This window comes from Nonomuraea sp. NPDC005650 (assembly GCF_040605375.1).
Lineage (GTDB): Bacteria > Actinomycetota > Actinomycetes > Streptosporangiales > Streptosporangiaceae > Nonomuraea.
In genome coordinates this window covers 32,555-55,338 of sequence record NZ_JBEXCR010000067.1, presented here as the reverse complement: position 1 = coordinate 55,338, position 22,784 = coordinate 32,555, and the positions used below count along the sequence as shown (strand labels likewise).

Genomic DNA, 22,784 nt, shown 5'->3' with positions numbered 1-22,784 from the left:
CACAACCAGTACGAACCGTAGCGGCAAAGATCGTTAACCGCCCCAGGAAGGCGAATAACCGCAGGTCAGAGATGGGTTCGTTGGATTCTCCGCGATTGTTACCGGGACCCCCTCCAAGCCGGCCTTGGCCGATCAGACGGACCAGGCGTGGTGTTTGACCGTTTTGACCAACTCTGTCATCGCGTGGACTACCGAGTACTACTCCCTGGCCGTGCGGCAGCCGCGGGCGACCGGCCGGGACATTCCCGACGAGCTGCTGGCCCGCATCTCCCTCGGCGCACAGCGAGAACCGTCAGCTTCTTCGGCGTGATCACCGTGGACGTGGAGGCGGAGCCGGCCAAGCTGGACGGCGGCGGCTGGAGACCGCTGCGCCCGGCGACTGCGGATGTGACGGTGACGTGACCCGCCGGGGCAGGAGGGCCAATTCCCGGGTGCGAGGACACGCGCCCGTCGTCGATGCCGATCAGGATATTGGGCCGGCGCTGGACCGCGAGCGGATCTTCGGCCATGAACACCCCTGGGCATACGGACCGTCCCCCACTGCACCGCCCACCCAAGACGGTGCACCACCTCCAGCGCGCCACGATCCAGCCGGAAGAACCGTTCCAGCTCCGCCGCTGACGGCTCCCCAGGGAAGCGGTCATGTCGGGCGGCTTGCTCGTCAGAGAGGTCCGAAAGGCATGGCCCAGGAACGTAAGCCCCAACCAGGCCAAACGTGCCGCGTCATCGAAACGAAGATCACGTTCTTGGCGTCAATTTCTGCACTCAGCCTCCACCAGTACCGAAGGCGAAGAAGTCGGCCTCCCACGTCATGCCCGGTGCGACTGCCTGAACGTGCCCGTCCTAAAAGCCCCGACAGTCTCGGCCTCGTGCGTTCGGTTGAGGCCTGATGCCTACTCCCTTCGGTGTAATGCGTACAGCGAATGGTGCAACGTCAAGTGACGATCAACGGACGACGCGCTCCCGCTGCGGCCCGGCCTAGCGTTTCTCGTCGAGATAGTCGGATGAGAACTGGAGGAATCGCCATGAGCAAGAGAGTGATGACTGCGATCGCCGGGCTGAGCTTGACGGCCGGTTTGCTCGGAATGGCCGGTGCGCCGGCTGGTGCCCAGGCCGGCACGGCCAGCGAGGCTGCCACCGCTGCGATGGCCGCGCCGAAGCCGCCGAAGGGCGCCAGGGCGGTGGTTCAGGTCAGCCCCAATCCCACCACCAAGCGCAGCGAGGAGGTGACGATCACCGGCCACTGCGGCGGCGGCAAGGGGCTCAAGGCCGTGCTCGCCGGGCTCGACAGGGAGCACCCGGTGCTACAGAACATCCGCATCATCAAGGATGATCCGAAGGGATTCGTGGCCAAGGCGACCCTCAACCCCAAGATCGGTAACGGCGTCGGCCCCGTGTTCGTCGACTGTGGCGGCGAGGCAGGCGTGACCCTCCTGGTCACCCACGTCTGATCCGAACAATCCCACCCGGGCTGGTAAACAGATCCAGAGCTTCCGCAGTCCTTGAGCCCGCCGGTCCACGCGACTACGCAAGCCGAACATCCCGACGGCGTCGCCCATGTGACCACCTGGGCGACGTCCGGTACGCCCCGACCCGGCGTTACACCCGGCACCCCTCGAGAAAGAGCCTCCGCATGGCCGAGCCGCCCCCACGACGCGAACCCGCGTCTGTCCGGCACTTTGCCCGGATCACCGATATTACGCTCGCTGCCCTCACTTTGGTCTTCTTCGTCGCCGTAGCTCTCGCCACCGGGGTGCATTCCCCCTGGCGGGGCACGATCCCCCTCGGGCTGCTTCTCGGAGCGCTCCTGCTGGTCAGACGTCGCTGGCCGATGACCGTGCTGCTGCTGTCGATCGGCGGGATCTTCGTCTATCACCTCACCGGGCATTGGTCTCCCGCCGGTTGGATCTGGCCGGTCGCGGTCGCCTACTTCACCGCCGCCACCACGCCACGGGTGCGCTGGGTGCTCGCCATCGGCCTGGCCCAACTGGTCTACTCGGCGGTCGACTTCCGCTTGGTCCTGGACCGGAACCCGACCTGGTACGTGTTCCACGTCGCGGGGGAAGGGCTGCTCCTGGCGATCCTCATCGCCGCGGGCCTCACCTACGCCGCCGCGATGCGCTGGCGCGAGCGGCTGCGCGAAACCGACAGCCGTGCGCACGCCGCCGAGGAACGGCTGCGCGTCTCGCACGAGGTTCACGACGTCATCGCCCACACGCTGGCCGTCGTCGGCGTGCAGCTCAATGTCGCCGCCGACGCTCTGGAGGAGGACCCGGCAGCGGCCGCCGCCGCGCTGCGCCTGGCGAAGGACGTCAGGAACCGGGCGATGGCCGACCTCCGCTCCCTCATCACGGTCCTGCGCGACAACCCCGCTGACACCGCACCCCAGGCGGATCTGGCTTCCTTGGACACTCTCATCGCCGACGCCCGCGCCGCCGGGCTTGAGGTGACCCTCGACGAGCATGGCGACCGCGCGGCCGTCCCCGCCATTACCGCCATCGCCATTCACCGTGTCGTACAGGAGTCCCTCGCCAACACGCTCAAGCACGCAGGGGCGAGTAAAGCCAAGGTGACGATCGGCTACCAGCCTCGCTCGATCACCGTCGAGATCACCGACAACGGCCGCAGCGTCCCAGGCGGCGCCGATGTCGCTGAAGGCCATGGTCTGGCCGGCATGCGCGAGCGGGTGAGCGCACTCGGGGGCGCGCTCACCGCAGGCCCCGTCCCCGGCGGCGGCTTCGCCGTGCGGGCCGACATCCCTGTGGCAGGCTCGACGGCATGACGATCAAGGTGCTCCTCGCCGACGACCAGGCACTCGTACGGGCCGGCTTCCGCAGCCTGCTGGCCCGCTCCCGGGACATCACGGTCGTCGGCGAAGCCCAGGACGGCGACGAAGCCGTACGGCTGGCCGCGAGCACCCACCCTGATGTGATCCTTATGGACATCCGCATGCCGGGCACCGATGGGATCACCGCCACACGCCGCATCGTCACCGACCCGACCACTCTGGGCTGTCGCGTCATCATCCTCACCACGTTCGACACCGATGAACACGTCTTCGCCGCCCTACGCGCCGGAGCCAGCGGCTTCCTCACCAAAGAGGTCGAACCCGCCGAGCTCCGCCGGGCGGTCGCCGCCGTCGCCGGCGGAGATGCGCTCCTGTCGCCGGGCGTGACCCGGCGCGTCATCGAGCAGTTCGCCCACCGGCAGGACCTCACGCCCAGCGCTGGGCAGCGGCTGGCCGCCCTCACCTCCCGGGAACTGGAGACGGTCAAGCTCGTGGCGCTCGGACTCTCCAACAACGAGATCGCCGAGCGTCTCGTCATCAGTCCGCTCACTGCCAAGACCCACATCACCAGGGCCATCGCCAAGCTGAACGTGCGCGACAGGGTCCAATTGGTCATCCTGGCCTACGAGAGCGGCCTGATACGGCCCGGCGCGTGACATCGCCGTGTGACACAGAACATGAATTCTGTGTCACATGTATCACTCCGCTGTTCCTCCTGGAGAGGGTGCATCCTCCGATCTCGCGAAAACTACGACGATCTCCAGCCCGCCGCCCGGGTTGGGGTTCGCTCGCACGTCGGCCCCGTGAGCCTTCGCGATCGCTGCGACGATCGACAATCCGAGCCCGGCGCCCTGTCCAGGGGTCGTGTGGAGCCGTCGGAAGGGCTCGAAGAGGTCGCCGAAACGTTCCCGGGGCACGTGCGGGCCGGTGTTACGGACCGTCAGCGCTCCACGGGAGAGCGTTACCTCAACGGTTCCGCCGGGATGGTTGTAACGGACGGCGTTGTCGAGGAGGTTGGTGACCAGCCGGTTCAGCAGGACAGGGTCCCCATCGACGACGAACGGCTCTGCCCGCCCCGTCACACTGACGCCGTCCGCGTCTCTTTCCGCCAGGACGCGCCGTACCACCTGGTCCACGGCCACCGGACTCCTGTTGTCCAGGCCGTGTTCCGCCTGGGCCAGGACCAGCAAGGCGTCGATGAGGTTCTCCGCACGGCGGTTGTGGCGCAGGAGCGTGCCGCGGATCTCGTCGACCTCCTCGGGAAGGCCGATCTCGATCGCCGCCCGCTGGACGGCCAGCGGAGTCCGCAACTCGTGGGAGGCGTTCGCGATGAACCGCCGCTGCCCCTCGACGGAGCGTTCGAGCCGGTCGAGCATCGCGTCGAAGGTGTCGGCCAGTTCCTTCAGCTCGTCCTTCGGCCCGGCGAGCGCGATCCGTTCGTGCAGGGTCGACAGGGACAGCCGCTGTGCGGTGGCGGTGATCCGGTGGATGGGCCGCAGGATCCGCCCGGCGAGCAACCACCCGACGGCCAACGAGACCAGCGTCAGGGCCCCGACCGTCAGCGCGGTCACCTGCCACTGGTAGCCGATCACGTTGTTCACCAGTTCGGGCAGCTGTAGCAGCCGAACGTTCGGCACGCCCTGCGGCGCCGGCGGCCCTCCACCAGTCAGCCCGGCGATCCGCGCGTCCAGTGTCCGGCGCAGCAGGAGGTTGACCGTGACCAGCAACACAACCGAGGTGAGCAGGAACAGTCCGGAGTAGATCAGCGTGAGCCGTACCCGGATCGTCGTCACAGCAGGTATCCCGCGCCCGGAACGGTCTGGATGCACGGCGGGTCGCCCAGCTTGGCCCGCAGGCGGCTGATCAGGACCCGCACCACCGTGGTGAACGGGTCGGCGTTCTCGTCCCAGGCCTCTTCGAGCAGCCGTTCGGAGCTCACGACCGCGCCGTCCGCCCTCATCAGCACCTCCAGGACGGCGAACTCCTTGAGTGAAAGATGCAGGTGCCGCCCGTCCCGCGAGGCCTGCAGCCGGTGCCTGTCGAGCACGATCCCGTGCCGCGTCAGCACCGGTGGTACCTGCGACTGGCTGCGCCGCCCCAGCGCCTGCACCCGTGCGACCAGCTCGGTGTAGTCAAAAGGTTTGGGCAGGTAGTCGTCGGCCCCCATCCCGAGACCTGCAACTCGCTCCGGCACCGACGCCGCCGCCGTCAACATCAGGATCCGCGTACGACTCCCGCGCGCCACCAGCTCACTGCACACGAGGTCGCCGTGGATCTCAGGCAGGTCCCGGTCCAGCACGAGAACGTCGTAGTCGTGCACCGCCAGCCGCTCCACCGCGGCGGCCCCGTCGTACACCACGTCGACGGCCATGGCATGGCGGCGCAACCCTACCGCCACGAGATCGGCCAGGTCGCGTTCGTCCTCGGCCACCAGAATCCGCATGCGACGTTCATACTCGAACCGGGGTTTCAATGGCGTTAACGGATCCGTTCACGACCGTGTAACCCGCTTCAGGCCAGGCTGGCGGCCATGATCAGAGCCCTCTGCGCGGCCGTCCTGGTGGCGGCCTGCTCCATGTCCGCACCCGCGTCAGCATCGGCCACGACGTCCCAGCCGGCGTCCCCATCGGCCACCCCCGGCGGGGGTTGCGCCACCAGCACGGCGCCACCGCCGCAATCGGCACCGCCGACATCGGTGAACACGCTCCGGCAGGCGTACTTCTGCGTGCTGGACAACTACTACAGCGGCCCGGCCATGGATTCGAAGGAATTGCTGAAGAGCGCCTTCGCCGCCTACACCCAGGACCTGATGCGGCGCGGCACGGACCGGGCCGACCTTCGGCTGCCCGCCCTGACCGGGAACCGCGACACCGACTGGGCCGCCTTCGCGAAAGTCCTCGGCGCCGGCGACCCCGCCGCCCTGCGCGCCGCGATCACCTCCATGGTCGCCGGACTGCACGACAACCATGCCCGCTGGGTCAGGCCGACCCCCTCGCAAGAGGGCGGGCCAACCGGAACGGGCATCGTGGGCGTGTCGGCTCAGCAGGGAGGATCGCAGCTCGACCCTGCGGCCCGGCCACCGATGTTCATCACCCGCGTCCTGCCCGGCAGCCCCGCCGCCAAGGCCGACATCAGAGCCGGTGACATCATCGTCAAGGCCAACGGCGTGCCGGCGTTCATCGGAGACACCGTGAATCAGAGCATCCTCGACGCCTTCGCCTCCGGCACGGTACGGCTCACGCTCAAGCGGCCCACAACAGGACGGACCCGCACCGTCGAGCTCAAAGAGGGCCCCATCACGCGACAGCCTCCGGCGGTGACGTCAAAGAAACTCGCCGACGGCGTCACCTACGTCCAACTGCCCGGATTCTATGAAGGCGCCGCCGACCAGGTCATCGCCAAGCTGCGGGACAAACCGAAGGTCGTGGTCCTCGATCTGCGCGGCAACGGCGGCGGGTCACCTCGCGAGGTGACGCGGCTGCTCGGCGCGTTCGCGCACGGCAAGGTCACCAGCTACTTCTGCCCGCTCAAGGGCGACTGTGTGCCCAACCGGACCGACGACAGCGTCCCGCTGCTCGACTCGCGCCTGATCGTGCTCACCGACCGCGGATGCGCCTCGGCCTGCGAGGACTTCAGCGCGGCGGTCAAGGACAACGGCCTGGGCACCCTCGTCGGGACCCGCACCGCTGGGGCCGTCTCCGGCCCCAGCGAGGCATACCTCCTCGACGACGGCAGCGCCATGCTTCTGCCCAAGGTCCGGCACCTCGGGCCCGCCCGCGAAATCATCGACACGATCGGCGTGCCGGTCGACCACTACGCCCCCACGACCGCGCTCGACCTGGCCACCGGGCGCGACCCGGGTGTGGCCAAGGCGCTGGCGCTTGTTTGACGCGCTTGCCGGGCGGCCGGGCCGGCCGCCCCTCTCACCATCGCCGACACCCAGCGGCCCCGCTCGACCGAGCGCTGTTGGCGGAGGGCATCGTGCTCCCGCTCGAGGCGGACCTGCGCCGGCTCAAAACCCGTAAGCAGAACCGGACCCATCGAAGGAGTGGATCGTGAGCAATGCCGCCGGCACGCCCGTACTGAGCGCCCGCGGGCTGCGGAAGGAGCACGGCATAGGGGAAGGATTGGTGCGCGCCGTCGACGGCGTCGATCTCGACGTCAGCGCGGGAGAGACGGTGGCGATCACGGGACCGAGCGGGTGCGGGAAGTCGACGCTGCTGCACCTGCTCGGCGGGCTGGATCGGCCCTCGGCCGGCGAGGTGTGGCTGAACGACCGGCGCATCGACAACATCGGAGAGAAGGCCCTGGCCAGGATGCGGCGGACCGACGTCAGCTACGTCTTCCAGTCCTTCCACCTGATGGAGGAGCTCACCGCCGTCGAGAACGTCGAGCTGGCGGCCCTCCTCGCCGGACGCTCGCCGCGGGTCGCACGGCGGCGCGCGGAGGAGCTGCTGGATCAGCTCGGGCTCGCCGGCCGGGCGCGGTTCCTGCCCTCCGCGCTGTCGGGCGGCCAGCGGCAGCGGGTCGCGGTCGCCCGGACGCTGAGCAACGAACCGCTGGTCGTCCTGGCTGACGAACCGACCGGAAACCTGGACAGCGCCGCCACCTTGGACGTCCTCCAACTCTTCGAGGACCTGCGCGAATCCGGGCAGACGCTGGTCATCGTCACGCACGACGCGCGGATCGCGGGCGCCGCGGATCGGATGTTCTCGATGCGCGACGGCGCGTTCGTGGACGAGTCCAGGTTGACCGGCGGCACCACCGGGCAGCTCGGCGCGCTCGTCGGGCTGGAGGACTGACCGCAGTGGGCCGCATCCTCCTCGTGATCCGTCTCGCCCTGCGAGACCTCCGGCGCCGCCGCACCGAGGCCGCGCTTCTGCTGCTCGCCATCCTGGCCGCCACCACGACGCTGACGCTCGGGCTCGTCCTGCGCGACGCGGCCGGCGACCCGTACCAGAGCACCCGGGCGGCGACCAACGGACCCGACGTGGTCGCCAACGTCGGCCAGGCCGCCGCCCTCGCTGAGCTCGGGAAACTGGCCACCGCCTCCGGCGTCACCGAGCACAGCGGACCGTACCCCGTCGTCGCGGGAAAGCTTGAGGCGTCCGGCCGGACGTCGGATGTCCAGGCCATGGGGCGCGACGCCACCGTCGCGACGGTCGATCAGCCCAAGGTGACGCAAGGCGGTTGGGTCGGCGACGGCGGCGTGGTGCTCGAGGCCGCCTTCGCCGACTCGCTCAATGTGGGCGTCGACGACTCGGTCACCCTGGGCGGTAGGTCGTTCAAGGTCGTCGGCGTCGCGGTCACCGCCGCCATGCCGCCCTATCCCGGGGCGTCCTGCATCGTCTCCGCCGGCTGCATCAACGGCGCCATCCCCGACGACCGGAATCTGCCGGCGGGGTTGCTGCACAATCCCGGACTGGTCTGGCTCACCCAGGCGGATGTGCGGAGCCTCGCCTCGGACCGAAGCTCCCTGTCCTATGTGATGAACCTGAAGCTGGCCGACCCGGACAAAGCGCAGGCATTCGTCGACCGGAGCAGCGGCGATCATGGCGGCGCCATGCCGATGCAGACCTGGGAGAGCGTCCTCGCCGACGCCACCGACCTGGCCAAAGACTCCCAGATCCTGCTGCTCATCGGTGCCTGGCTGCTCGGCCTGCTCGCCGTGGCCAGCCTCTCGGTGCTGGTCGGCGGCCGGATGGCCGACCAGCACCGACGCGTCGGACTCCTCAAGGCAGTCGGCGGCACCCCGAGCCTGGTCGCTGCCGTGCTGCTCGCGGAGTACCTCCTCGTGGCCGCCGTCGCGGCCGCGGCCGGGCTGACGATCGGAGCGCTGACCGCTCCGTTGCTCACCGAGTCCAGTGCCGGCCTCGTCGGCAGCGCGGGGACGGCGTCGCCCACCTGGTCCACGTTCGGTCTGGTGACCGCCGTGGCACTCGGCGTCGCCGTGGTGGCGACCGCTGTTCCGGCCGTGCGCGGCGCCCGCTCCAGCACCGTCAGCGCCCTGACCGGCGCAGCCCGTCCAGCACGAGGGTGATGACACCGTCGGCCTCGGCCCGCCAACCGGGGCGGTCATGGGCCGCACCGATGCCATGCAGTGCCATCATGACGGCACCGGCACCCACGTCGTCGCGGACCGCGCCGTCCTTCACGGCGGCGGCCACCAGGTCGGTGACAGCCTGCTCCAGCGCCCGACTGCCCTCGGCGAGGGTACCCGAGCCGGTGGCCATGAGCGTGGCCAGCGTCCGGGCAAGGCCCTGGTGGGCGTCTATGTGGTCGACCATGCCGCGTAGGAAGGTCGCCAAGGCCTCCTCCGCGGGCAGCGTGGCCTGCAACTGGCGGGCGCGGTCGCACAGCGCGGCAACTTCCCCGTGGTAGACCGCCTCGGCCAGTGCCTCCCGGGTGGGGAAGTGGCGGTACAGCGTGCCGGTGCCCACCCCGGCCAGGCGGGCGAAGTCATCGAAGCGCAGGTCGAAGAAGTCGCCGGCGTCGAAGACCTCTCGTGCCTTGGCGATCAGGGCCTCGCGGTTGCGTTGGGCGTCGGCCCGCAGCGGCTTGTCGGCGGTCATGCGCTACCTCGCGTTGACAAGTGGAGATGACCTCCATATTTTGGAAAGTGGAGATAACCTCCAGATCGATCGTACCCCACGAGGTGCAGTGTGAAGATCCTGATGTTCGGCCGAGGCGTGATCGCCACCATGTACGGCTGGGCCCTGGAACGGGCCGGGCATGACGTCGAGTTCTACGTCCGGCCGGGCCGTGCGGCGACGTACGGGGACGCGGTGGACCTCGACCTGTTCGATACGCGGCGGCGGGTGTGGGGGTGGCGTGTCGTCGAGAAGTGGCCGGTGCGCTACCGCGAGGCGCTGGAGCCGGACCACGACTTCGACCTGATCGTGCTCAGCGTGCCCCACCACCGCCTCGCGGAGGCGGCGGCCTTCCTGTCCCCGCGTGTCGGCCAGGCCACGGTGCTGGTCTTCGGCAACATCTGGACCGAGCCGCTGGCCGCGATCGGCGCACTTCCTGTCGACCAGATCGCCTGGGGCTTTCCCCAAGCCGGTGGCGGTTTCGGCGCGGACGGCGTACTCCACGGGGCACTGCTGCCGTCGGTCATCTTCGGCACACTCGATCGGCCCCCGACCGACCGGGAACGGGCCGTGCGCCAGGCGTTTCGCGAGGCCGGGCTCCGGATCAAGGAGCGGCCTGACTTCCGCGGCTGGCTGTGGGTCCATTTCGTGTCGGATGCCGGCATGTTCTCGCAGGGCCTGCGGCTGGGATCCCTGTCCCAACTGGCCGGGGCAACGGGCGACCTGCGCGAGGCGCTGCTGGCCGGCCGCGAACTGCTGCCGCTTCTCCAGGCGCGCGGCCTTGACCTGCGACGTCACCGGGGCGGTGTGCTGCCGTTCCGGGCGCCCACCTGGCTGATGGCCCCCGTGCTCGCCTGGCTGACTGCTCATGTCACGCCGCTGCGCGTGAATTTCGCGGCGCACTCCGACCCCGACGCCGAGGAGCCGCGTGAGGTCTGCCGAGACACCCTGGCGGAAGCACGCCGGTTGAGGGTCGCGGTACCGCGACTGGAGGCGGCGGAACCGAGCTTCGCCCGCGAGGTGACAGGCTGAGTGAGCGGGTACGAGACTCCCCGCAGTTGCGCTGTGATCATCCCTTGGCGACGAGGGGTAGGAACGTCGACGACCTCGCCCCACGCCGGGTGCATCTCCGGCCTTGGGGATCAACGGAACATCCATCGCTGCCTGTTGATCGTGCTGACGCGGCATGCGCATGGCGGGTGAGGGGGTGCTGGCCTTTCGGTCCTGCGGTGATCGTCATGGCGAGGGGTGAGTGCCCCCGGTCAGTAGGCCAGTGCCGTCATGTGGTCGGGGTGGTGGGCGGCGACGTCGTGGGCGGCCTGGACGAAGGCGGCGACGGCTGCGGATCGCGAGGTCTCCGGCCAGGCGACCATGACCGCGCTGGGGCTGAGGCCGGTGACCGGCCGGTATGCGATGTCCGGGCGCTGGTGCCGCTTGGTGGTGGAGAGCGACAGGAACGCCACCGCCTGGCCCAGCGCGACCACCTCCAGGAGTTGCTCGACGCTGGCCACGAGCGGCCCCTCAGGAGTGTCGGCCGGCGCCGAGCCTGTGTGGCCATCGCCTGCTTCCGCTCCGTCGCATCCTGTGTAGTAGGCGGTGGTGGAGGGGGCGGCCCCTTTCCAGCGTGGGATCGGTTCGCCCTTGAGGTCGGTCAGCCGCAGTCGCCGGCGTCCGGCCAGGCGGTGCGCGGCGGGGAGGACGGCCAGTCGCGGCTCGACCACGAGTGTCTGGGAATCCAGCCCTTGACCGTCGAACGGGCTGCGCAGCAGCGCTACGTCGGCACGGCCGTCCCGCAACATGGCGATCGGCTCTCCGCTGCCGCCGATGACGACTTCAGGCGGCGGCAGATGCGAACCCGTTCCCCGGTAGGCGGCGAGGATCTCCCGCAGCAGCCCGGCATCGCCTCCCGGTTTGACCGCCACGACGAGCTGGGGTGTCGGCTGACCGGCCCGGCGTGCTCGCCGGGCCGCCGCGTGCACCGCGTCGACCGCGATCCGGGCCTGGTCGAACAGCACCTGACCGGCGTTGGTCAGGCTCACCTTCCGGGTGGTGCGCTCCAGCAGGCGTACACCGAGCCGGGACTCCATCTGAGCGATCGCCTTCGACAGCGGGGGCTGCGCCATCCCCAGGCGTTGCGCGGCCCGGCTGAAGTTCAGCTCCTCGGCGACCGCGATGAAGTACCTCAGCTCCCGCACCTCTAGCTCACTCATATCTGTGGACTATAGATCCAGAGTCGTCTGGTCTTTCCCTGCCGCCCGTGGGTGAGGGGAGGCTGGGTGCCATGACGACTTCGCAGAAGACTGCTCTGGTCACCGGCGCGAACAAGGGCATCGGCAAGGAAACGGCGCGCAGGCTCGCAGCCCTCGGCATCACCGTGCTGATCGGCGCCCGCAACGCCGAGCGTGGCGAGGCGGCGGCCGAGGAGCTTCGCGTGGGCGGCGCCGACGTACGGTTCGTTCCGCTGGACGTCACCGACGAGATCTCGGTCCAGGCCGCCGCCAAGCACATCGACGCCACGTTCGGCCGCCTCGACGTCCTCGTCAACAACGCCGCGATCGCCGCCGGACCGCAAAAACCGAGTGAAACCCCAGCCGCTACCGTCCGGCAGGTCTACGAGACCAACGTGTTCGGCGTCATCGCGGTGACCCACGCCATGCTCCCCCTGCTACGCCGCTCCGCCGCCGCACGCATCGTCAACATGTCCAGCGAACTCGGCTCCCTCACCCACCTGGCCGACCCGGGCAGCCCGTGGTCCGCCTACTCCTCGATTCTCCTCCCTTACTGCACCTCGAAGAGCGCGCTGAACGCGATCACCGTGCTCTACGCCAATGAACTGCGCGCCGAAGGGATCCTGGTCAACGCGGTGAGTCCCGGCTACTGCGCGACCGACCTCAACCGCCACACCGGGATACGCGCGGCGAAGCAGGGCGCGGCCGTCGCGGTTGACCTGGCGACGGCGGGCGAGGGCGGTCCGACGGGCGCCTTTCTGGCCGAGGACGGGCCGATTCCCTGGTGAGACCATACTCCGGCCTCGGCGAGGGAGTCGAGCTGCGCGTCGAGGGACTGCCGGGCGGTCGAGGTCCGGGCGTAGCCGAGGCGGACGTGCCCGGCCGGTTCGGCGCCGGCTCCGGCAGCCTGGGCACCGCGGCCAGGACCTTGCGGCCGCAGGCCGCCGCGCCCAGGGCCTTCGACTCGCCCAGCAGCTTCAAGAACGGGCGGACGGTTGAGTGGAAGCCGAACCGCCGCCGTCTGCGACCCCCGTGCAAGAAGGGGTGCGCGATCGCATTTCCTTCCTTCTGGAGGGCGTTGAGACTTCGTTGAGAAATCGCTTAGACCCCTGGCACAGGCTGTGGCGAGTGGCGGGCGCCGACCTGCCTGTCCGACGGGAAGGAAGGTTCGATGCGCTTTCTGCAAATGGTACTCAAGGTCCAGGAGAGGCCCAGGATGAGCGCACCCTGGGTCCTCGCTGTGCGTGACAACAAGGGTTGATGGTCGGTTCGAAGCGCCTGGGAACAATCCTGATGGCTTCGAACAGTCGGAGCGGACGATGCGGAGATAAATGAAGCGCATTAACTCTTCAACCTCAAGACGGCTCACGGTGGCGGACATCGTGCGCACCGCCCGGGCGAGACGCGGAGTAAGTCAGCGGGACCTCGCGGAAAAATCGGGAGTCGATCTGCGTACTCTGCAGGAGATCGAGCGCGGGAGGGTCCTGTACCTCATGCCCGAGTCGCTGGGCAGAATTGCGCGGGCTCTGCAGGACCGGAAGTTACTCTTATGGGCAGGCGGCGTGCCGAACGGCGAGACGGTGCCTTCCTATCAGAGCGAGCCGATCGTGCTGCGGATTCTGGGCTGCCTCTCGGCCTCACGCGGTGAGGTCGCGCTGCCTACCGGGACCCCGAAGCAGCAGTGCCTGCTCGGCCTGCTGGCTTTGCAGCCCAATACGGTCGTCGAGCGTGACGAGATCACCGATCTGCTGTGGGGGGACGGGCTGCCGGACTCCTTCGAGCAACTGGTTCACACCTACATCTCGCGTATCCGGGTGATGCTCGAAGCGCATCCCGTTCCAGGCGCCGGCCGCATGTCGGTGGTGCGACGCGGAAAAGGATATGAGCTTCAGGTCGACGATGCCGGTCGTCTCGATGTCTTGGAGTTCGACCGCTTCACCCGGGCGATCGAGGAGAACCAGGTCGGCTGCGACCCCGTCGTCGAACACAGCCTGCTCGGTGACGCGCTGCGCCTGTGGCGCGGGCAGCTGTTGGAGGGCCTGCCCCGAGCGCTTCAGCAGCACCCGCTTGCCGTGGAGCGCTCACGCCGCCGGGTCAATTTCGCGCTGCGGCTTTCCGACCTCGCGCTCGCGCAGGGCCAGTACGAGAAGGCGCTGATCCAGCTGAGCCCGATCGCACGTCATGAGCCTCTGCACGAAGGGCTGCACGCCCGCCTTATCACCGCGCTGGCCGGATCGGGCCGGCGGGCAGAGGCCCTGGACCTGTTCGTCGTGGTCGACCGGCGGTTGCGTGCGGAAAGCGGCATCGGCCCGGGAGACGAACTGCGCCGCGCGCAGATGCACGTACTGGGAGAAGAGCGCCTTCCTTCGTGAACGCGGGCACCGGTCTCAGGCGGCATGTCTCAGCGTCTCGTGGCCAAGGCGCCCCAAGGCGAGGCGGCTGATCCGGCCCGGACCACGAGCCGGCTAGGTCGGTGACGAGGCACCGGCCACCTTCGCCTGCTGCGCCGGCTTGCCGTCCGTGTAGTACCAGCGCGCCGTCAGGAGAACCGGAAGGCCCATCAGGGCCGCCACGAACAGCGTGGAGAACGTCGTGCCGAGCGGGGCGAGCGCCCCTCCCAGCACGAAGCCGAGCATGCCGAAGGCGTCGATGACCGGCATGAGCGCCGCGTAGTAGTACCCGACCAGCTTCGCGTCCACGCGGCGCTGCACCTCCGCGAAGAAGACCACCGTGGCGATCGCTTCGAGTACCCCGGCGAGGAAGAGGATCACGATGCTGACGATTTTGTCGTGGACGACGATCAGGCCGAGCCAGGCGATCGCCTCGGCCACGTTGCCCACGAGGTAAAGGGTTCCGCAGTGGAAACGGCTGAGGCGTCCGCTGAGCGCGCCGCCCACGATCGCCCCGAGCGACATGGCGCCGAGCAGCCAGCCGTAGACGCCTGGGGCGTCGGTGAAGCGCTCCTGACTGAGGCCGAGCAGGACGAGCCGTCCCACGCTCACCGCGGCGACGTAAGTGAACCCGGTCAGCGTCAGGCCGCGGATGAAGGAGTCCTTGACCGCCAGGTCGAGAAGGAGGCGGGTGTGTTCGGCGATCAGCCGTACGAAGCCCTTGCCCGCCTCCGACGGCTCACGCTCCTGGGCGCTCGACGGGATCCGGAAGATGAGCAGCGCCGCGATCACGGCCAGGACGACGGGGAACCAGAACGTCCAGCGCAGGTCCAGGCCGGCCGCCGCGACGCCCCCCACCAGCGCCGGTCCCAGCACCACCGGAACCCGTTCCGCGGCCACCAGCAGGCCGTTCCCGCGCAGCTCCTCGCCCTCCTCGATGGTCAGCGGGCGCAGGGCCAGGCGGGAGGGACCTGCCAGCGCGCCTACGATCCCGATCGTCAGATTGAGCACCTGGAACTGCCAGAGGGAATGCGTCAACGGCAGGAGCGCGACCAGTGGCGCCGTCAGCAGGGCGCTGATGACGGCGATCGGGCGCGGGTCGAAACGTACCAGCAGGCTTCCGACGAACGGCGAAGCAACGATCCGGGGCAGGATCCCGGCCGCGAACGTGAGCCCGACGGCGAAGGTCACTCCGTACTCCTGGGCCAGCAGCAGCGGCAGGGCGATGTTCACCATGGCGCCGCCCAGGTCCACCAGGAACAGGCTCCACAGGAGAGCGCCGTAGCCGCGCTTCATGGCTTTTCTTTTCATTAATTCTCCATGCGGAAGTATCAAAAAAGCAGGAACAATCGACTTGTTGACCCGAGTTAGATTCTCGTGTCACGATGACCGGACGTCCGACGATCAGGAGGCCAGATGCAATCCACGCCACTTACATGGGCTCAGTGGGCGCAATATACGCACCTCGAGAACAATGGCTTCGACATGGCGAGTGCCTTTCTTTATGATTCATGGCGTCTGACGCCTCCCGTCCCGGCGGACGACGTTAAAGAGGTCCTGGCCGCATTGGTGATCCGACACGAGTCCTTACGTACGATCTTCGGAGATTTTTCCGGTTCCGAAGGCGTCACGACGGCGCCGAGCGACCGGGTACGCCAGCAGGTGCTGCCCGGCGCGAAGTGGTCGACCGTATGGGTCCCCGGCGACTGGGCCACGGCCGAGGAGCTGTTCGCCGACCCCCGTGCGAACATCGCGTCACGGTACGACCCACTGGACCCCGCACCCCTCAAAGTGGTCCTGGTCGGAACCCCACAGGCCGTCGAGGCGGTGCTTGTCGCCATCCCTCACATGTGCGCGGACTTCGTGGGCTTCGGAGACCTGCGCGAGGAGTTCTTCACCGCTCTTAGCGCCCGGATGAAGGGCGGGACCCCGCGCCTCAAGCCGGTGTGGCAGCCGCGCCAGCAGGCCGCCGCGGAGGGGGCCAAGGGCTCGCGCAGGGCGGTGGAGGCGTCCGCGGCCTACTTCGCGAAGGTGCTGCGGGAGGCCCCGCGCGCGTTCGTGGCGACGGACCGGCCCCGATCCCGGATGCGGGCCTCCTACGCGACCGTCGTCTCCCCCGCACTGGCCGGCCACGTGCACCGGCTCGCGCGACAGTGTCAGGCGTCGGTCCCCGCGGTGCTGTCGACCTTGGTGATGCTCCTGCTGGGCGCGCACGCCGCCGAGCGGCGGGTGATGATGAAGTCGCTGTGCGCACGGCGGCAGCGGCTGCGGGGCACGACCTTCGTCGCCCCGCAGAACCTGACGACCGTCATGAGCCTGGACCTTCCCGGCGACTGCACGGTCGCGGAGCTGATCAGCCTGGGCTGGACCGCGTCGCTGCGCGGGTACCGGCATGCCGAGCACGATCCCCGTACGGTTCCTCCCCTGGAGGCCGAGCTCGCCGGGCCGTGGGGCGAGGCCGACGGGTTCTGCCTGTTCAACTACATGGCCATGAACGGTGAGGACACCATACTCGGCTGCCCTGAACCGCCCGGGGACGGGTTCCTGATCCTCGACTCGAAGGAATGCACGATCCCCAAGAACATGCGCTTCATCTTCGAGTGCTACCTGAGCGGGAACGAGCAGACCATCGAGATCGCGCTCAGCGCGGACGAAGCGCTGATCCACTCCTCCGCGGCGCGGTTCGCCGTCAGACTGGCGGCGGTCGCCGAGCATGCTGCCGCCGACGTGTCCGCACCGGTCAGCGCTTGCCTGGCAGCCGCCGGGATGAGCATGGCACAGTGAAAAGATCTCACACCTCTTTCCGTCCACGGCGGTCCTAATGCCGTCCTGAGGACGGGACTTGCTGCGACTCCCGCTGAACGGAGTCTTCCGCCGTCAGAGTCCACTCGATGGTTCTGCGCAATCCCTCGGCGAGCGTGACGGCGGGGCTCCAGCCGAGCTGCCGGCGGGCGCGGGAGATGTCCGGGCACCGGATCTGCGGGTCGTCCTGCGGGAGGGGGTAGTACGCGATGGCGGCGTCCGACACGATCTGGGCCCGGACCAGATCGGCCAGTTCTCGCACGGTGTGCTCCACCGGGTTGCCGAGGTTGACGGGGCCGGCGATGTCGGCCGCCGTCGCCTTGGACACGCCGTCGACGAGATCGTCCACGTAACAGAAGGACCGGGTCTGAGTGCCGTCGCCGGCGATGGTCAGCGGCCGGTCGCTCAGCGCCTGGTCGATGAAGTTCGGGATCACGCGGCCGTCTCCGGCCCGCATCCGCGGTCCGAAGGTGTTGAAGATCCGGATGATGCAGGTGCTCAACTGGTGTTGTCTCGCGTACGACCAGGTGAGGGCTTCGGCAAAGCGTTTGGCCTCGTCGTAGCAGGAGCGCGGCCCGACCGGGTTGACGTTGCCCCAGTACGCCTCGGCCTGCGGATGCACCTGCGGGTCTCCATAGACCTCGGAGGTGGAGGCCAGTACGAACCGGGCGTTCTTGGCCTGGCTCAGCGCGAGCGCGTTGAAGGTTCCCAGCGAACCGGCGCGCAAGGTCTCGATCGGAAAGCGCCGGTAATCGGCCGGCGAGGCCGGTGAGGCGAAGTGCAGCACGGCGTCCACGTCGCCTTCGACGGCGAGCCCCTCGCTGATGTCGGTCTCGATGTGCTCGAAGTCGGGCCGTCCCAGCAGGTGTGCGATGTTGCGGGCGGCGCCCGTGAGGTAGTTGTCGACGCACACCACGACGGAGCCTTGTGCGAGGAAGTGGTCGCAGAGATGCGAGCCGATGAAGCCGGCGCCGCCGAGGATCACCACCCGCCGCCTCGGCGTCGCCATCACGCCGTCTCCACGTTCGAGTAGCCGCCCATCGTGTAGATGACGGTCGGCCGGTGGCTGCAGACCACGTCCACCTTCCTGCGTGCCAGTTCGATGGCGAAGGCGTAGTCCTCGCTCCACTGAAGCTTGCGGCGGGCCGCCGAGAAGGTCTCGGCGAACCTCATCTCGGCGTGAAATGCCCTGCGGACCAGGAATTCGCTGGTGTCGATCCGGCCGATGAGACGGTCACCCGCCCACAACCGGTCCCGTACCACGCTCGATCCGCGTTCGAAGACGCCTGCCGCCTCCAGCGACTCATACGATGCGGCCCGATGAGCGGGGAAAGGATGCCACGGGTCGACCAGGTCGGGGACGTAGCTCGCCCCGTTCTTGTCGACGAGGCGGCGCCAGCTGTGCGCGACCTCGGCGGCCGGGTTGTCGCGCAGCAGCGTGACGAGAGAGCTGAGATGCTCAGGATCGTAGGCGTTGTCGTCGTCGAGCTGGGCCACGAACTCGCCGCCGGCGAGGTCGATGCCGAGGTTGCGGAGCCGGCCCACTCTCGCCGAAAGGTACTCGTCGGCGTGCCCGGCCTCTCGCGGGACGTTCTTGACGATGGTCCGGCCATGCTGACGGCTCAGCCGCCGCACATAGTCCGGATCGTTCAGGTAGCCGGCGTCGTCGCCGATGATGATGTGTTCCACGTCCACGTCCTGCTGAGCAGCCACCGAGGCGCAGGCGCGCAGCAGGGCCTCAGGGCGGGCATGAGTGAGGGTCACGACCGAGACCAGGGTGTTGTTCACGACTGACTCCTCACCTGAGCGTCGGCCAGGCCGTCGATGGCTCGGTCCATGGCCTGCACCACATGTTCCTGAGCGGAGGCGGAGATGCCGAGCTGATGCATCCGCCGTACACCCTCCGCTTTGAGCGCTCCGGCGACCAGGCGGACCTGCGCGACCTCGGCGGCGGACGGGTCCTTGTCCAGTTCGACGAGCACCGCGAGCGGGAGCGTCGTGGCCAGCACGTCGACGATGGCCTCCTCCTGCCCCTCGACGAGCCCCTGCCGCAGTGCCTGCATGCCGTAGGCCACGTGCCGGGACTCGTCGCGGGTCATGGCGACGAAGCCCGCGCGCAGGCCGGGGAGCATTCCGCCGGGCCGCAGCGAGGCCACCAGGGTCCGCTGGGCGTGCAACGCCAGCACGCTCTCGGTGACCAGGTGGAAGACGGTGACGGCCCGGATCCAGTCCACGTAGGAGGGCCTGGCTGTGTTGAGCCTGCTGATCAGGTCACGTTCGATGACGCTCAGCTCGTGCTGGGCAGGCGTGATCTTCTCCCACGCCGCGGGCAGCGCCTTCTCCAGATCGTCCGGCAGGCCGAGCAGCTCGGTCGCGAGGCGCTGCATCAGACGGGTGTGCCGGGACTCGTCGGCGAGCTGCGTGCCGAGGTACACCAGGGAGTCCTCGTCCGGGCAGGCCAGGAGCAGCGGGCTGAGCAGGTCCAGCCCGGTGTACTCGCCCACCAGGAAATTGATCAGCAGTTTCTCCAACCGGCCTCTGACCCCGGCGGGCAGCCGTTTCCAGGCGCTCAGATCGCGGTCGAGCACCACCTCCTCGGCCGACCACTGCTGCTGTTCCCAGCGCCGGTACAACGATCGGCTGGACGGCCGGGTGAGGATCACCTGATCGGCGTGTGAGGCGATCTGGTCGCTCGGCAGCCGGCCCAGCTCGCCGAGCCGGGCGTGGTCCATGAGCAACGTGCTCCAGCGTGACATGTCGTCCCCTGATCTCAGCAGTGCTTGACGTGGTGTGGCCATTGGTCGCTCGTACGCAGGTCGTCGGCCGATTCCAGGCGGAAGGCGCCGTCGCCGAGGTCGGTGAAGCCCGCCTCGGCGTACAGGTTCAGCGCCGGCTCGTTGCGTCCGGTCGGCACGATGCGCCCGGTGGGGCGGCGGTCCGCCAGCCCGGCTCGCTCAATGGCGGCCGCCAACAGGACGGGACCGATCTGGAGGCCCACGACGCGGCAGCTCACCGCCAGGCAGTCGACCGTCTCTCCGTCGAACGCCACCGCGCCGACGATGCCGTAGTCGGCGAACCTGTCCCTGACCCGGCACACCTGGACGCCGCGGCCGGGCGCCTGAAGGTAGCGCCGCATCTCGGCGAGGCTGGGACGCCAGGCGGTCGTGGTGTACTGGTTGGTCCGCTGGAAAAGCTCGGTGATCCGGGCCAGGTGGTCGGGCCCGGCCTGTGCCATCTCGACTTCGACGAGCAGCTCCGTGATGAGGTCCGCCGGGTCCAGGCGCCCGGCGAGGTCGCCGCGGGCCAGCATCGAGCGGGTGGTCTCGGTACGGGAGGCGGCCTCCACGCCGGCCACCGGCCGGTCCAGCTCGGGCATGGACAGCAGGATCCGGCGGAACTCGTACGGGGCGGCGTCGATCACCCGCACCTCGGGCAGCGCCCGCGCCACTTCGAGCCGTTCGACCGGGTTGTCGTCGAGGAAGACCAGGGCGCTGAGCGGGAATCGGAGGGTTTCGGCGATGTCCTGGAGGTTGTCCGGCTTGCGTCTCCAGTTGATGCGGTGGAGGACGAAGTCCTCGGGGCGGGCGGTCAGGGGGTGAGAGGAGGACTCCCACACCCGCAGCGTGTGCTCCGCGGTGCCCTTGCTGCAGGTGGCCAGGAGCAGCCCGCGTGATTTGAGCAGCAGCAGCGCCTGATGCAGGCCGAGCGCCATCCAGGTGCTGGTCCGGTCCATGTCGGTCCAGCCGAAGCCGTCGTCGGCCGCTATCCCGGGCCACAGGGTGCCGTCGAGGTCCGTGACGATGCACTTGATCTCGCCCTGCCGGGTGGCGCTGTCGTACAGGTCGAGGTATTCGGTGGCGAGAACCCGGCTGTAGAGCGGCAGCTGGTGCGGGACGTCCACCCGGGGGTCGAGGTTGCCGCCGTGATGGCCGAAGGGAAGCAGGTGGTCGTCGAAGAGCGCCAGCGCGCCATGCCGGACGGCGAGCCGCTCCTCGTCCAGGAGCATCAGGCCGGGGTGGTCGCGGACGAGCTCGTCGACGTGGCCGTTGAGATCGGCGAGGACGGCACGGGTGTTGTAGTCCACGCGGTGCTCGTAGCGGCCGAAGGGTGACAGGGCCGTGGGGGCGACGTTGTGGACGACACCGACGCAGCCGTCGGGAAGCGCGGCGGCGAATGAACGTACCCACTGCGTGTAGAGCCGTTTGAGGTAGGCGACGCCGGAGCGCCGTTCCTCGCCCTTGGCCAGAGCGCCGGCGTCCAGGACGCGGGTGAGGTTGGGATAGATCGGCAGGTGCAGGATGGCCAGATCGACCCGGCCCGGCGGCAGCAGCGCGGTCAGCCCGCGTGGGCTCTCCGGCCAGTGGGTCGACAGCTCGACCTCCCATCCGCGCCGGTCGCCCGCTGTCAGCAGCTCGTCGCGGGCGAAGTCGAGCACACAGCCGCCGACGGCCACGACGCGCAGGGGCCGTCCGGCCGTCCGGCCGGGCTCGGCTCCATACCGATGGCCGCCCCAGAACGCGGCCCGGTCGGGAGGGGCGCCGGAGCCGGATGAGGCGTGCGAGGTGTCGGCGAGCCCGGCGTACCGCTCGGCCTCGGCGAGCTCGTCGCAGCCGGCCTCGACGATCAGCTGCCGCGATCTCAGCGCGTTGAGCAGGAGCGTGCCGCCGTGGGCCCGTTCGCCGAACTCCTCCTCGGTGAAAGGCTGATCGCGCAGCTCCGCCACGGCCGCCGCGAGGTCGGCGGCCATCGCCACGCGCGCACCGGTCAGGCCGTGGGTGAGGAACGCGGCATCGTTCAGCCGCGTCAGGTGAGCGAACCTGCTCACTCTGTAAACGCCCACCGTGACGTCACCCCCTGTGGTGTGGGTTGCTGGTCGTGACGTGAGATGACCAGAGAGGCATGGTTGCCGTAGAACCCGAAACTGTTGACGAGCGCGTTCCTGGCAAAGCCGCTCGGTCCGGACGCCGCGGGCAGGTGGATGCGCTCCAGCGGGATCGGGTTCGTCAGGCCGGCGGTCCCCGGAACGGTCGCGGTGATGAGGAATCCGATGGCCGCGGCGATCGACGGCACCGTCGAGGCGTGCAGGAGATGACCGATGGCCCCCTTGTGCGAGCTCATCGGCACTCCCCGTGGCCAGCCGAGCCGCCTGGCCACGCGGTCGACCGCCATCGCCTCGGCCTCGTCCCCTTGCGGGGTGCCGGTGGCGTGCGCCTGCACGTAGTCGATCGGGCAATCGCCGGCTCTTTCAAGGGCGGTCAAGGCGCAGCGTTCGATCAGGTCGGTGTCGGAGGCGGCCACGTTCTCGCCGCCCAGCAGCGTCGAGGCCGCCCTGAGCTCGATCCGCGGCCGTCGGCCTCTGCGGGTCGCCGCCTGTTCGGTCTCCAGGACGACGACGCCACCGCCCTCACCGAGACTGATCCCGTCTCTGCCGGTGTCGAACGGGCGGGCGGGCCGATCGCTGAGGGCCCGGACCAGCCCCATGCTGGCCAGATCGTACGGATTCAGCGCGACGACGCCGACGACGAACGCGACGTCCGCCTCTCCCGCCCGCAACAGGTCGAAGGCGTAGGCGGTGGCGAAAGCGGCCGAGGCGCAGGCGTGCGGCACGTGCACGACCGGGACCGACGCCCCGGCGCTGCCGGTGAGGTCAGGGCTCTCGAACTCGCGGGCGAACTCCTGCGGCCCGGCCGAACGCGGCACCTGGGAGGCGACGACGATCAGCGCGTCGTCGGGCACGGATTCCATCCCGGCGCAGCACAGCGCCTCGGCGAAGGCGGTTCTGGCCATCCAGGTTTTTCGCCGGCCGACCGGTTCGGCGCAGATCCGGTCGCCGACCACCCCGCCCATGCCGGGTCCCAGGATCGCCAGCCGCTCCGAGGCGCGAAAGGACGTGATCGCGCTCCGCCCGCTCATCAGGCCGTCCCAGTAGGGAGAGAACCCTGCCCCGTACGGGCTCACGATGCCCAGGCCAGTGATCATCACTCGG

Annotated in this window: 23 protein-coding genes and 1 pseudogene; 12 read left to right on the top strand and 12 right to left on the bottom strand. The window is 69.1% G+C overall.

Annotation, left to right across the window (positions count from 1 at the left end; genetic code table 11):
• Positions 1–124: 124 nt before the first annotated feature.
• Entirely contained in the window at positions 125–310 is a 186-nt protein-coding gene (locus ABZS69_RS61150) for a Tn3 family transposase (RefSeq protein ID WP_355392351.1), read from the top strand.
• Between the two features lie 218 nt (positions 311–528).
• On the opposite strand, the pseudogene ABZS69_RS61145 reads toward ABZS69_RS61150, so the two are convergent.
• Positions 529–708: pseudogene (locus ABZS69_RS61145) on the bottom strand (hypothetical protein); the annotation flags it as partial.
• Between the two features lie 332 nt (positions 709–1,040).
• Here ABZS69_RS61145 and ABZS69_RS61140 point away from each other — a divergent pair.
• From ABZS69_RS61140 to ABZS69_RS61130, 3 genes are all read left to right on the top strand, one after another.
• Positions 1,041–1,451, top strand: coding sequence for a hypothetical protein (locus ABZS69_RS61140; protein ID WP_355392349.1), 411 nt, complete (start codon positions 1,041–1,043; stop codon positions 1,449–1,451).
• 266 nt (positions 1,452–1,717) lie between these two features.
• Positions 1,718–2,782: a histidine kinase gene (locus tag ABZS69_RS61135; RefSeq protein ID WP_355392346.1), complete on the top strand. Its 1,065-nt coding sequence runs from the start codon at positions 1,718–1,720 to the stop codon at positions 2,780–2,782.
• Positions 2,779–3,444, top strand: a complete 666-nt coding sequence (locus tag ABZS69_RS61130) for a response regulator transcription factor (RefSeq protein WP_355392343.1) — start codon at positions 2,779–2,781, stop codon at positions 3,442–3,444. Before ABZS69_RS61135 ends, ABZS69_RS61130 begins: the two co-directional genes overlap by 4 nt.
• A gap of 42 nt (positions 3,445–3,486) precedes the next feature.
• Here the strand turns inward: ABZS69_RS61130 and ABZS69_RS61125 are convergent, their stop codons facing one another.
• The 3 genes from ABZS69_RS61125 to ABZS69_RS61115 all read right to left on the bottom strand — a co-directional run bounded on the left by ABZS69_RS61125 (position 3,487) and on the right by ABZS69_RS61115 (position 5,491).
• Positions 3,487–4,581, bottom strand: coding sequence for a HAMP domain-containing sensor histidine kinase (locus tag ABZS69_RS61125; protein WP_355392340.1), 1,095 nt, complete (start codon positions 4,579–4,581; stop codon positions 3,487–3,489).
• Entirely contained in the window at positions 4,578–5,231 is a 654-nt protein-coding gene (locus ABZS69_RS61120; RefSeq protein ID WP_355392338.1) for a response regulator transcription factor, read from the bottom strand. Before ABZS69_RS61120 ends, ABZS69_RS61125 begins: the two co-directional genes overlap by 4 nt.
• A 68-nt stretch (positions 5,232–5,299) precedes the next feature.
• The gene (locus ABZS69_RS61115; protein ID WP_355392335.1) at positions 5,300–5,491 is read right to left on the bottom strand and encodes a hypothetical protein; all 192 of its coding nucleotides are present in this window, start codon (positions 5,489–5,491) and stop codon (positions 5,300–5,302) included.
• Here ABZS69_RS61115 and ABZS69_RS61110 point away from each other — a divergent pair.
• The 3 genes from ABZS69_RS61110 to ABZS69_RS61100 all read left to right on the top strand — a co-directional run bounded on the left by ABZS69_RS61110 (position 5,484) and on the right by ABZS69_RS61100 (position 8,828).
• A complete protein-coding gene (locus ABZS69_RS61110) occupies positions 5,484–6,677 on the top strand; it encodes a S41 family peptidase (RefSeq protein ID WP_355392332.1) in 1,194 nt (397 codons plus the stop codon). The genes ABZS69_RS61115 and ABZS69_RS61110 overlap by 8 nt on opposite strands.
• Positions 6,678–6,843: 166 nt before the next feature.
• Complete coding sequence (locus ABZS69_RS61105; RefSeq protein WP_355392329.1) at positions 6,844–7,590, top strand: ABC transporter ATP-binding protein; 747 nt, start codon at positions 6,844–6,846, stop codon at positions 7,588–7,590.
• 23 nt (positions 7,591–7,613) lie between these two features.
• Complete coding sequence (locus ABZS69_RS61100) at positions 7,614–8,828, top strand: FtsX-like permease family protein (protein ID WP_355392326.1); 1,215 nt, start codon at positions 7,614–7,616, stop codon at positions 8,826–8,828.
• Here ABZS69_RS61100 and ABZS69_RS61095 read toward each other — a convergent pair.
• Positions 8,788–9,360 (bottom strand): TetR/AcrR family transcriptional regulator, encoded by a 573-nt coding sequence (locus ABZS69_RS61095; protein ID WP_355392323.1) that lies wholly within the window; start codon positions 9,358–9,360, stop codon positions 8,788–8,790. The two genes, ABZS69_RS61100 and ABZS69_RS61095, sit on opposite strands and share 41 nt — an antisense overlap.
• 90 nt (positions 9,361–9,450) lie before the next feature.
• Here ABZS69_RS61095 and ABZS69_RS61090 point away from each other — a divergent pair, with 90 nt between their 5' ends.
• Positions 9,451–10,410, top strand: a complete 960-nt coding sequence (locus tag ABZS69_RS61090; protein ID WP_355392320.1) for a 2-dehydropantoate 2-reductase N-terminal domain-containing protein — start codon at positions 9,451–9,453, stop codon at positions 10,408–10,410.
• A gap of 230 nt (positions 10,411–10,640) precedes the next feature.
• Here the strand turns inward: ABZS69_RS61090 and ABZS69_RS61085 are convergent, their stop codons facing one another.
• Positions 10,641–11,588 (bottom strand): LysR family transcriptional regulator, encoded by a 948-nt coding sequence (locus ABZS69_RS61085; RefSeq protein WP_355392318.1) that lies wholly within the window; start codon positions 11,586–11,588, stop codon positions 10,641–10,643.
• Positions 11,589–11,659: 71 nt separating this feature from the next.
• Here ABZS69_RS61085 and ABZS69_RS61080 point away from each other — a divergent pair, with 71 nt between their 5' ends.
• From ABZS69_RS61080 to ABZS69_RS61070, 3 genes are all read left to right on the top strand, one after another.
• Positions 11,660–12,394, top strand: a complete 735-nt coding sequence (locus ABZS69_RS61080) for an SDR family oxidoreductase (protein WP_355392315.1) — start codon at positions 11,660–11,662, stop codon at positions 12,392–12,394.
• Positions 12,391–12,699, top strand: a complete 309-nt coding sequence (locus ABZS69_RS61075; protein ID WP_355392312.1) for a hypothetical protein — start codon at positions 12,391–12,393, stop codon at positions 12,697–12,699. The genes ABZS69_RS61080 and ABZS69_RS61075 overlap by 4 nt, the downstream gene beginning before the upstream one ends.
• A gap of 238 nt (positions 12,700–12,937) precedes the next feature.
• On the top strand, positions 12,938–13,978 hold the full coding sequence (locus ABZS69_RS61070; protein ID WP_355392309.1) for a BTAD domain-containing putative transcriptional regulator: 1,041 nt from the start codon (positions 12,938–12,940) through the stop codon (positions 13,976–13,978).
• Positions 13,979–14,071: 93 nt separating this feature from the next.
• On the opposite strand, the gene ABZS69_RS61065 is transcribed toward ABZS69_RS61070, so the two are convergent.
• Positions 14,072–15,307: an MFS transporter gene (locus ABZS69_RS61065; RefSeq protein WP_355392307.1), complete on the bottom strand. Its 1,236-nt coding sequence runs from the start codon at positions 15,305–15,307 to the stop codon at positions 14,072–14,074.
• Positions 15,308–15,565: 258 nt separating this feature from the next.
• On the opposite strand from ABZS69_RS61065, the gene ABZS69_RS61060 reads away from it, so the two are divergent.
• Positions 15,566–16,780 carry a hypothetical protein gene (locus ABZS69_RS61060; protein ID WP_355392304.1) on the top strand — a complete coding sequence of 405 codons (1,215 nt, stop codon included), beginning with the start codon at positions 15,566–15,568 and terminating at the stop codon, positions 16,778–16,780.
• Positions 16,781–16,814: 34 nt separating this feature from the next.
• Here the strand turns inward: ABZS69_RS61060 and ABZS69_RS61055 are convergent, their stop codons facing one another.
• From ABZS69_RS61055 to ABZS69_RS61035, 5 genes are read right to left on the bottom strand one after another with little or no spacing between them, the layout of a single operon-like run.
• Positions 16,815–17,807 (bottom strand): UDP-glucuronic acid decarboxylase family protein, encoded by a 993-nt coding sequence (locus tag ABZS69_RS61055; RefSeq protein ID WP_355392359.1) that lies wholly within the window; start codon positions 17,805–17,807, stop codon positions 16,815–16,817.
• Entirely contained in the window at positions 17,807–18,586 is a 780-nt protein-coding gene (locus ABZS69_RS61050) for a glycosyltransferase (RefSeq protein WP_355392301.1), read from the bottom strand. The genes ABZS69_RS61055 and ABZS69_RS61050 overlap by 1 nt, the downstream gene beginning before the upstream one ends.
• Positions 18,583–19,554, bottom strand: coding sequence for a ribonucleotide-diphosphate reductase subunit beta (locus ABZS69_RS61045; RefSeq protein WP_355392298.1), 972 nt, complete (start codon positions 19,552–19,554; stop codon positions 18,583–18,585). The genes ABZS69_RS61050 and ABZS69_RS61045 overlap by 4 nt, the downstream gene beginning before the upstream one ends.
• Before the next feature lie 14 nt (positions 19,555–19,568).
• The gene (locus ABZS69_RS61040; protein ID WP_355392295.1) at positions 19,569–21,623 is read right to left on the bottom strand and encodes an HAD-IIIC family phosphatase; all 2,055 of its coding nucleotides are present in this window, start codon (positions 21,621–21,623) and stop codon (positions 19,569–19,571) included.
• Positions 21,620–22,777 (bottom strand): beta-ketoacyl synthase N-terminal-like domain-containing protein, encoded by a 1,158-nt coding sequence (locus ABZS69_RS61035; protein WP_355392293.1) that lies wholly within the window; start codon positions 22,775–22,777, stop codon positions 21,620–21,622. The genes ABZS69_RS61040 and ABZS69_RS61035 overlap by 4 nt, the downstream gene beginning before the upstream one ends.
• Positions 22,778–22,784 lie beyond the last annotated feature (7 nt).

What these genes read in the sequence shown, in the direction of transcription:
- ABZS69_RS61140 (WP_355392349.1), top strand. Translation starts at nt 1,041, where the DNA reads ATGACTGCGATCGCCGGGCTGAGCTTGACGGCCGGTTTGCTCGGAATG.
- ABZS69_RS61130 (WP_355392343.1), top strand. Translation starts at nt 2,779, where the DNA reads ATGACGATCAAGGTGCTCCTCGCCGACGACCAGGCACTCGTACGGGCC.
- ABZS69_RS61120 (WP_355392338.1), bottom strand. Translation starts at nt 5,231, where the DNA reads ATGCGGATTCTGGTGGCCGAGGACGAACGCGACCTGGCCGATCTCGTG.
- ABZS69_RS61095 (WP_355392323.1), bottom strand. Translation starts at nt 9,360, where the DNA reads ATGACCGCCGACAAGCCGCTGCGGGCCGACGCCCAACGCAACCGCGAG.
- ABZS69_RS61085 (WP_355392318.1), bottom strand. Translation starts at nt 11,588, where the DNA reads ATGAGTGAGCTAGAGGTGCGGGAGCTGAGGTACTTCATCGCGGTCGCC.
- ABZS69_RS61080 (WP_355392315.1), top strand. Translation starts at nt 11,660, where the DNA reads ATGACGACTTCGCAGAAGACTGCTCTGGTCACCGGCGCGAACAAGGGC.
- ABZS69_RS61070 (WP_355392309.1), top strand. Translation starts at nt 12,938, where the DNA reads ATGAAGCGCATTAACTCTTCAACCTCAAGACGGCTCACGGTGGCGGAC.
- ABZS69_RS61065 (WP_355392307.1), bottom strand. Translation starts at nt 15,307, where the DNA reads ATGAAAAGAAAAGCCATGAAGCGCGGCTACGGCGCTCTCCTGTGGAGC.
- ABZS69_RS61055 (WP_355392359.1), bottom strand. Translation starts at nt 17,807, where the DNA reads ATGGCGACGCCGAGGCGGCGGGTGGTGATCCTCGGCGGCGCCGGCTTC.
- ABZS69_RS61045 (WP_355392298.1), bottom strand. Translation starts at nt 19,554, where the DNA reads ATGTCACGCTGGAGCACGTTGCTCATGGACCACGCCCGGCTCGGCGAG.
- ABZS69_RS61035 (WP_355392293.1), bottom strand. Translation starts at nt 22,777, where the DNA reads ATGATCACTGGCCTGGGCATCGTGAGCCCGTACGGGGCAGGGTTCTCT.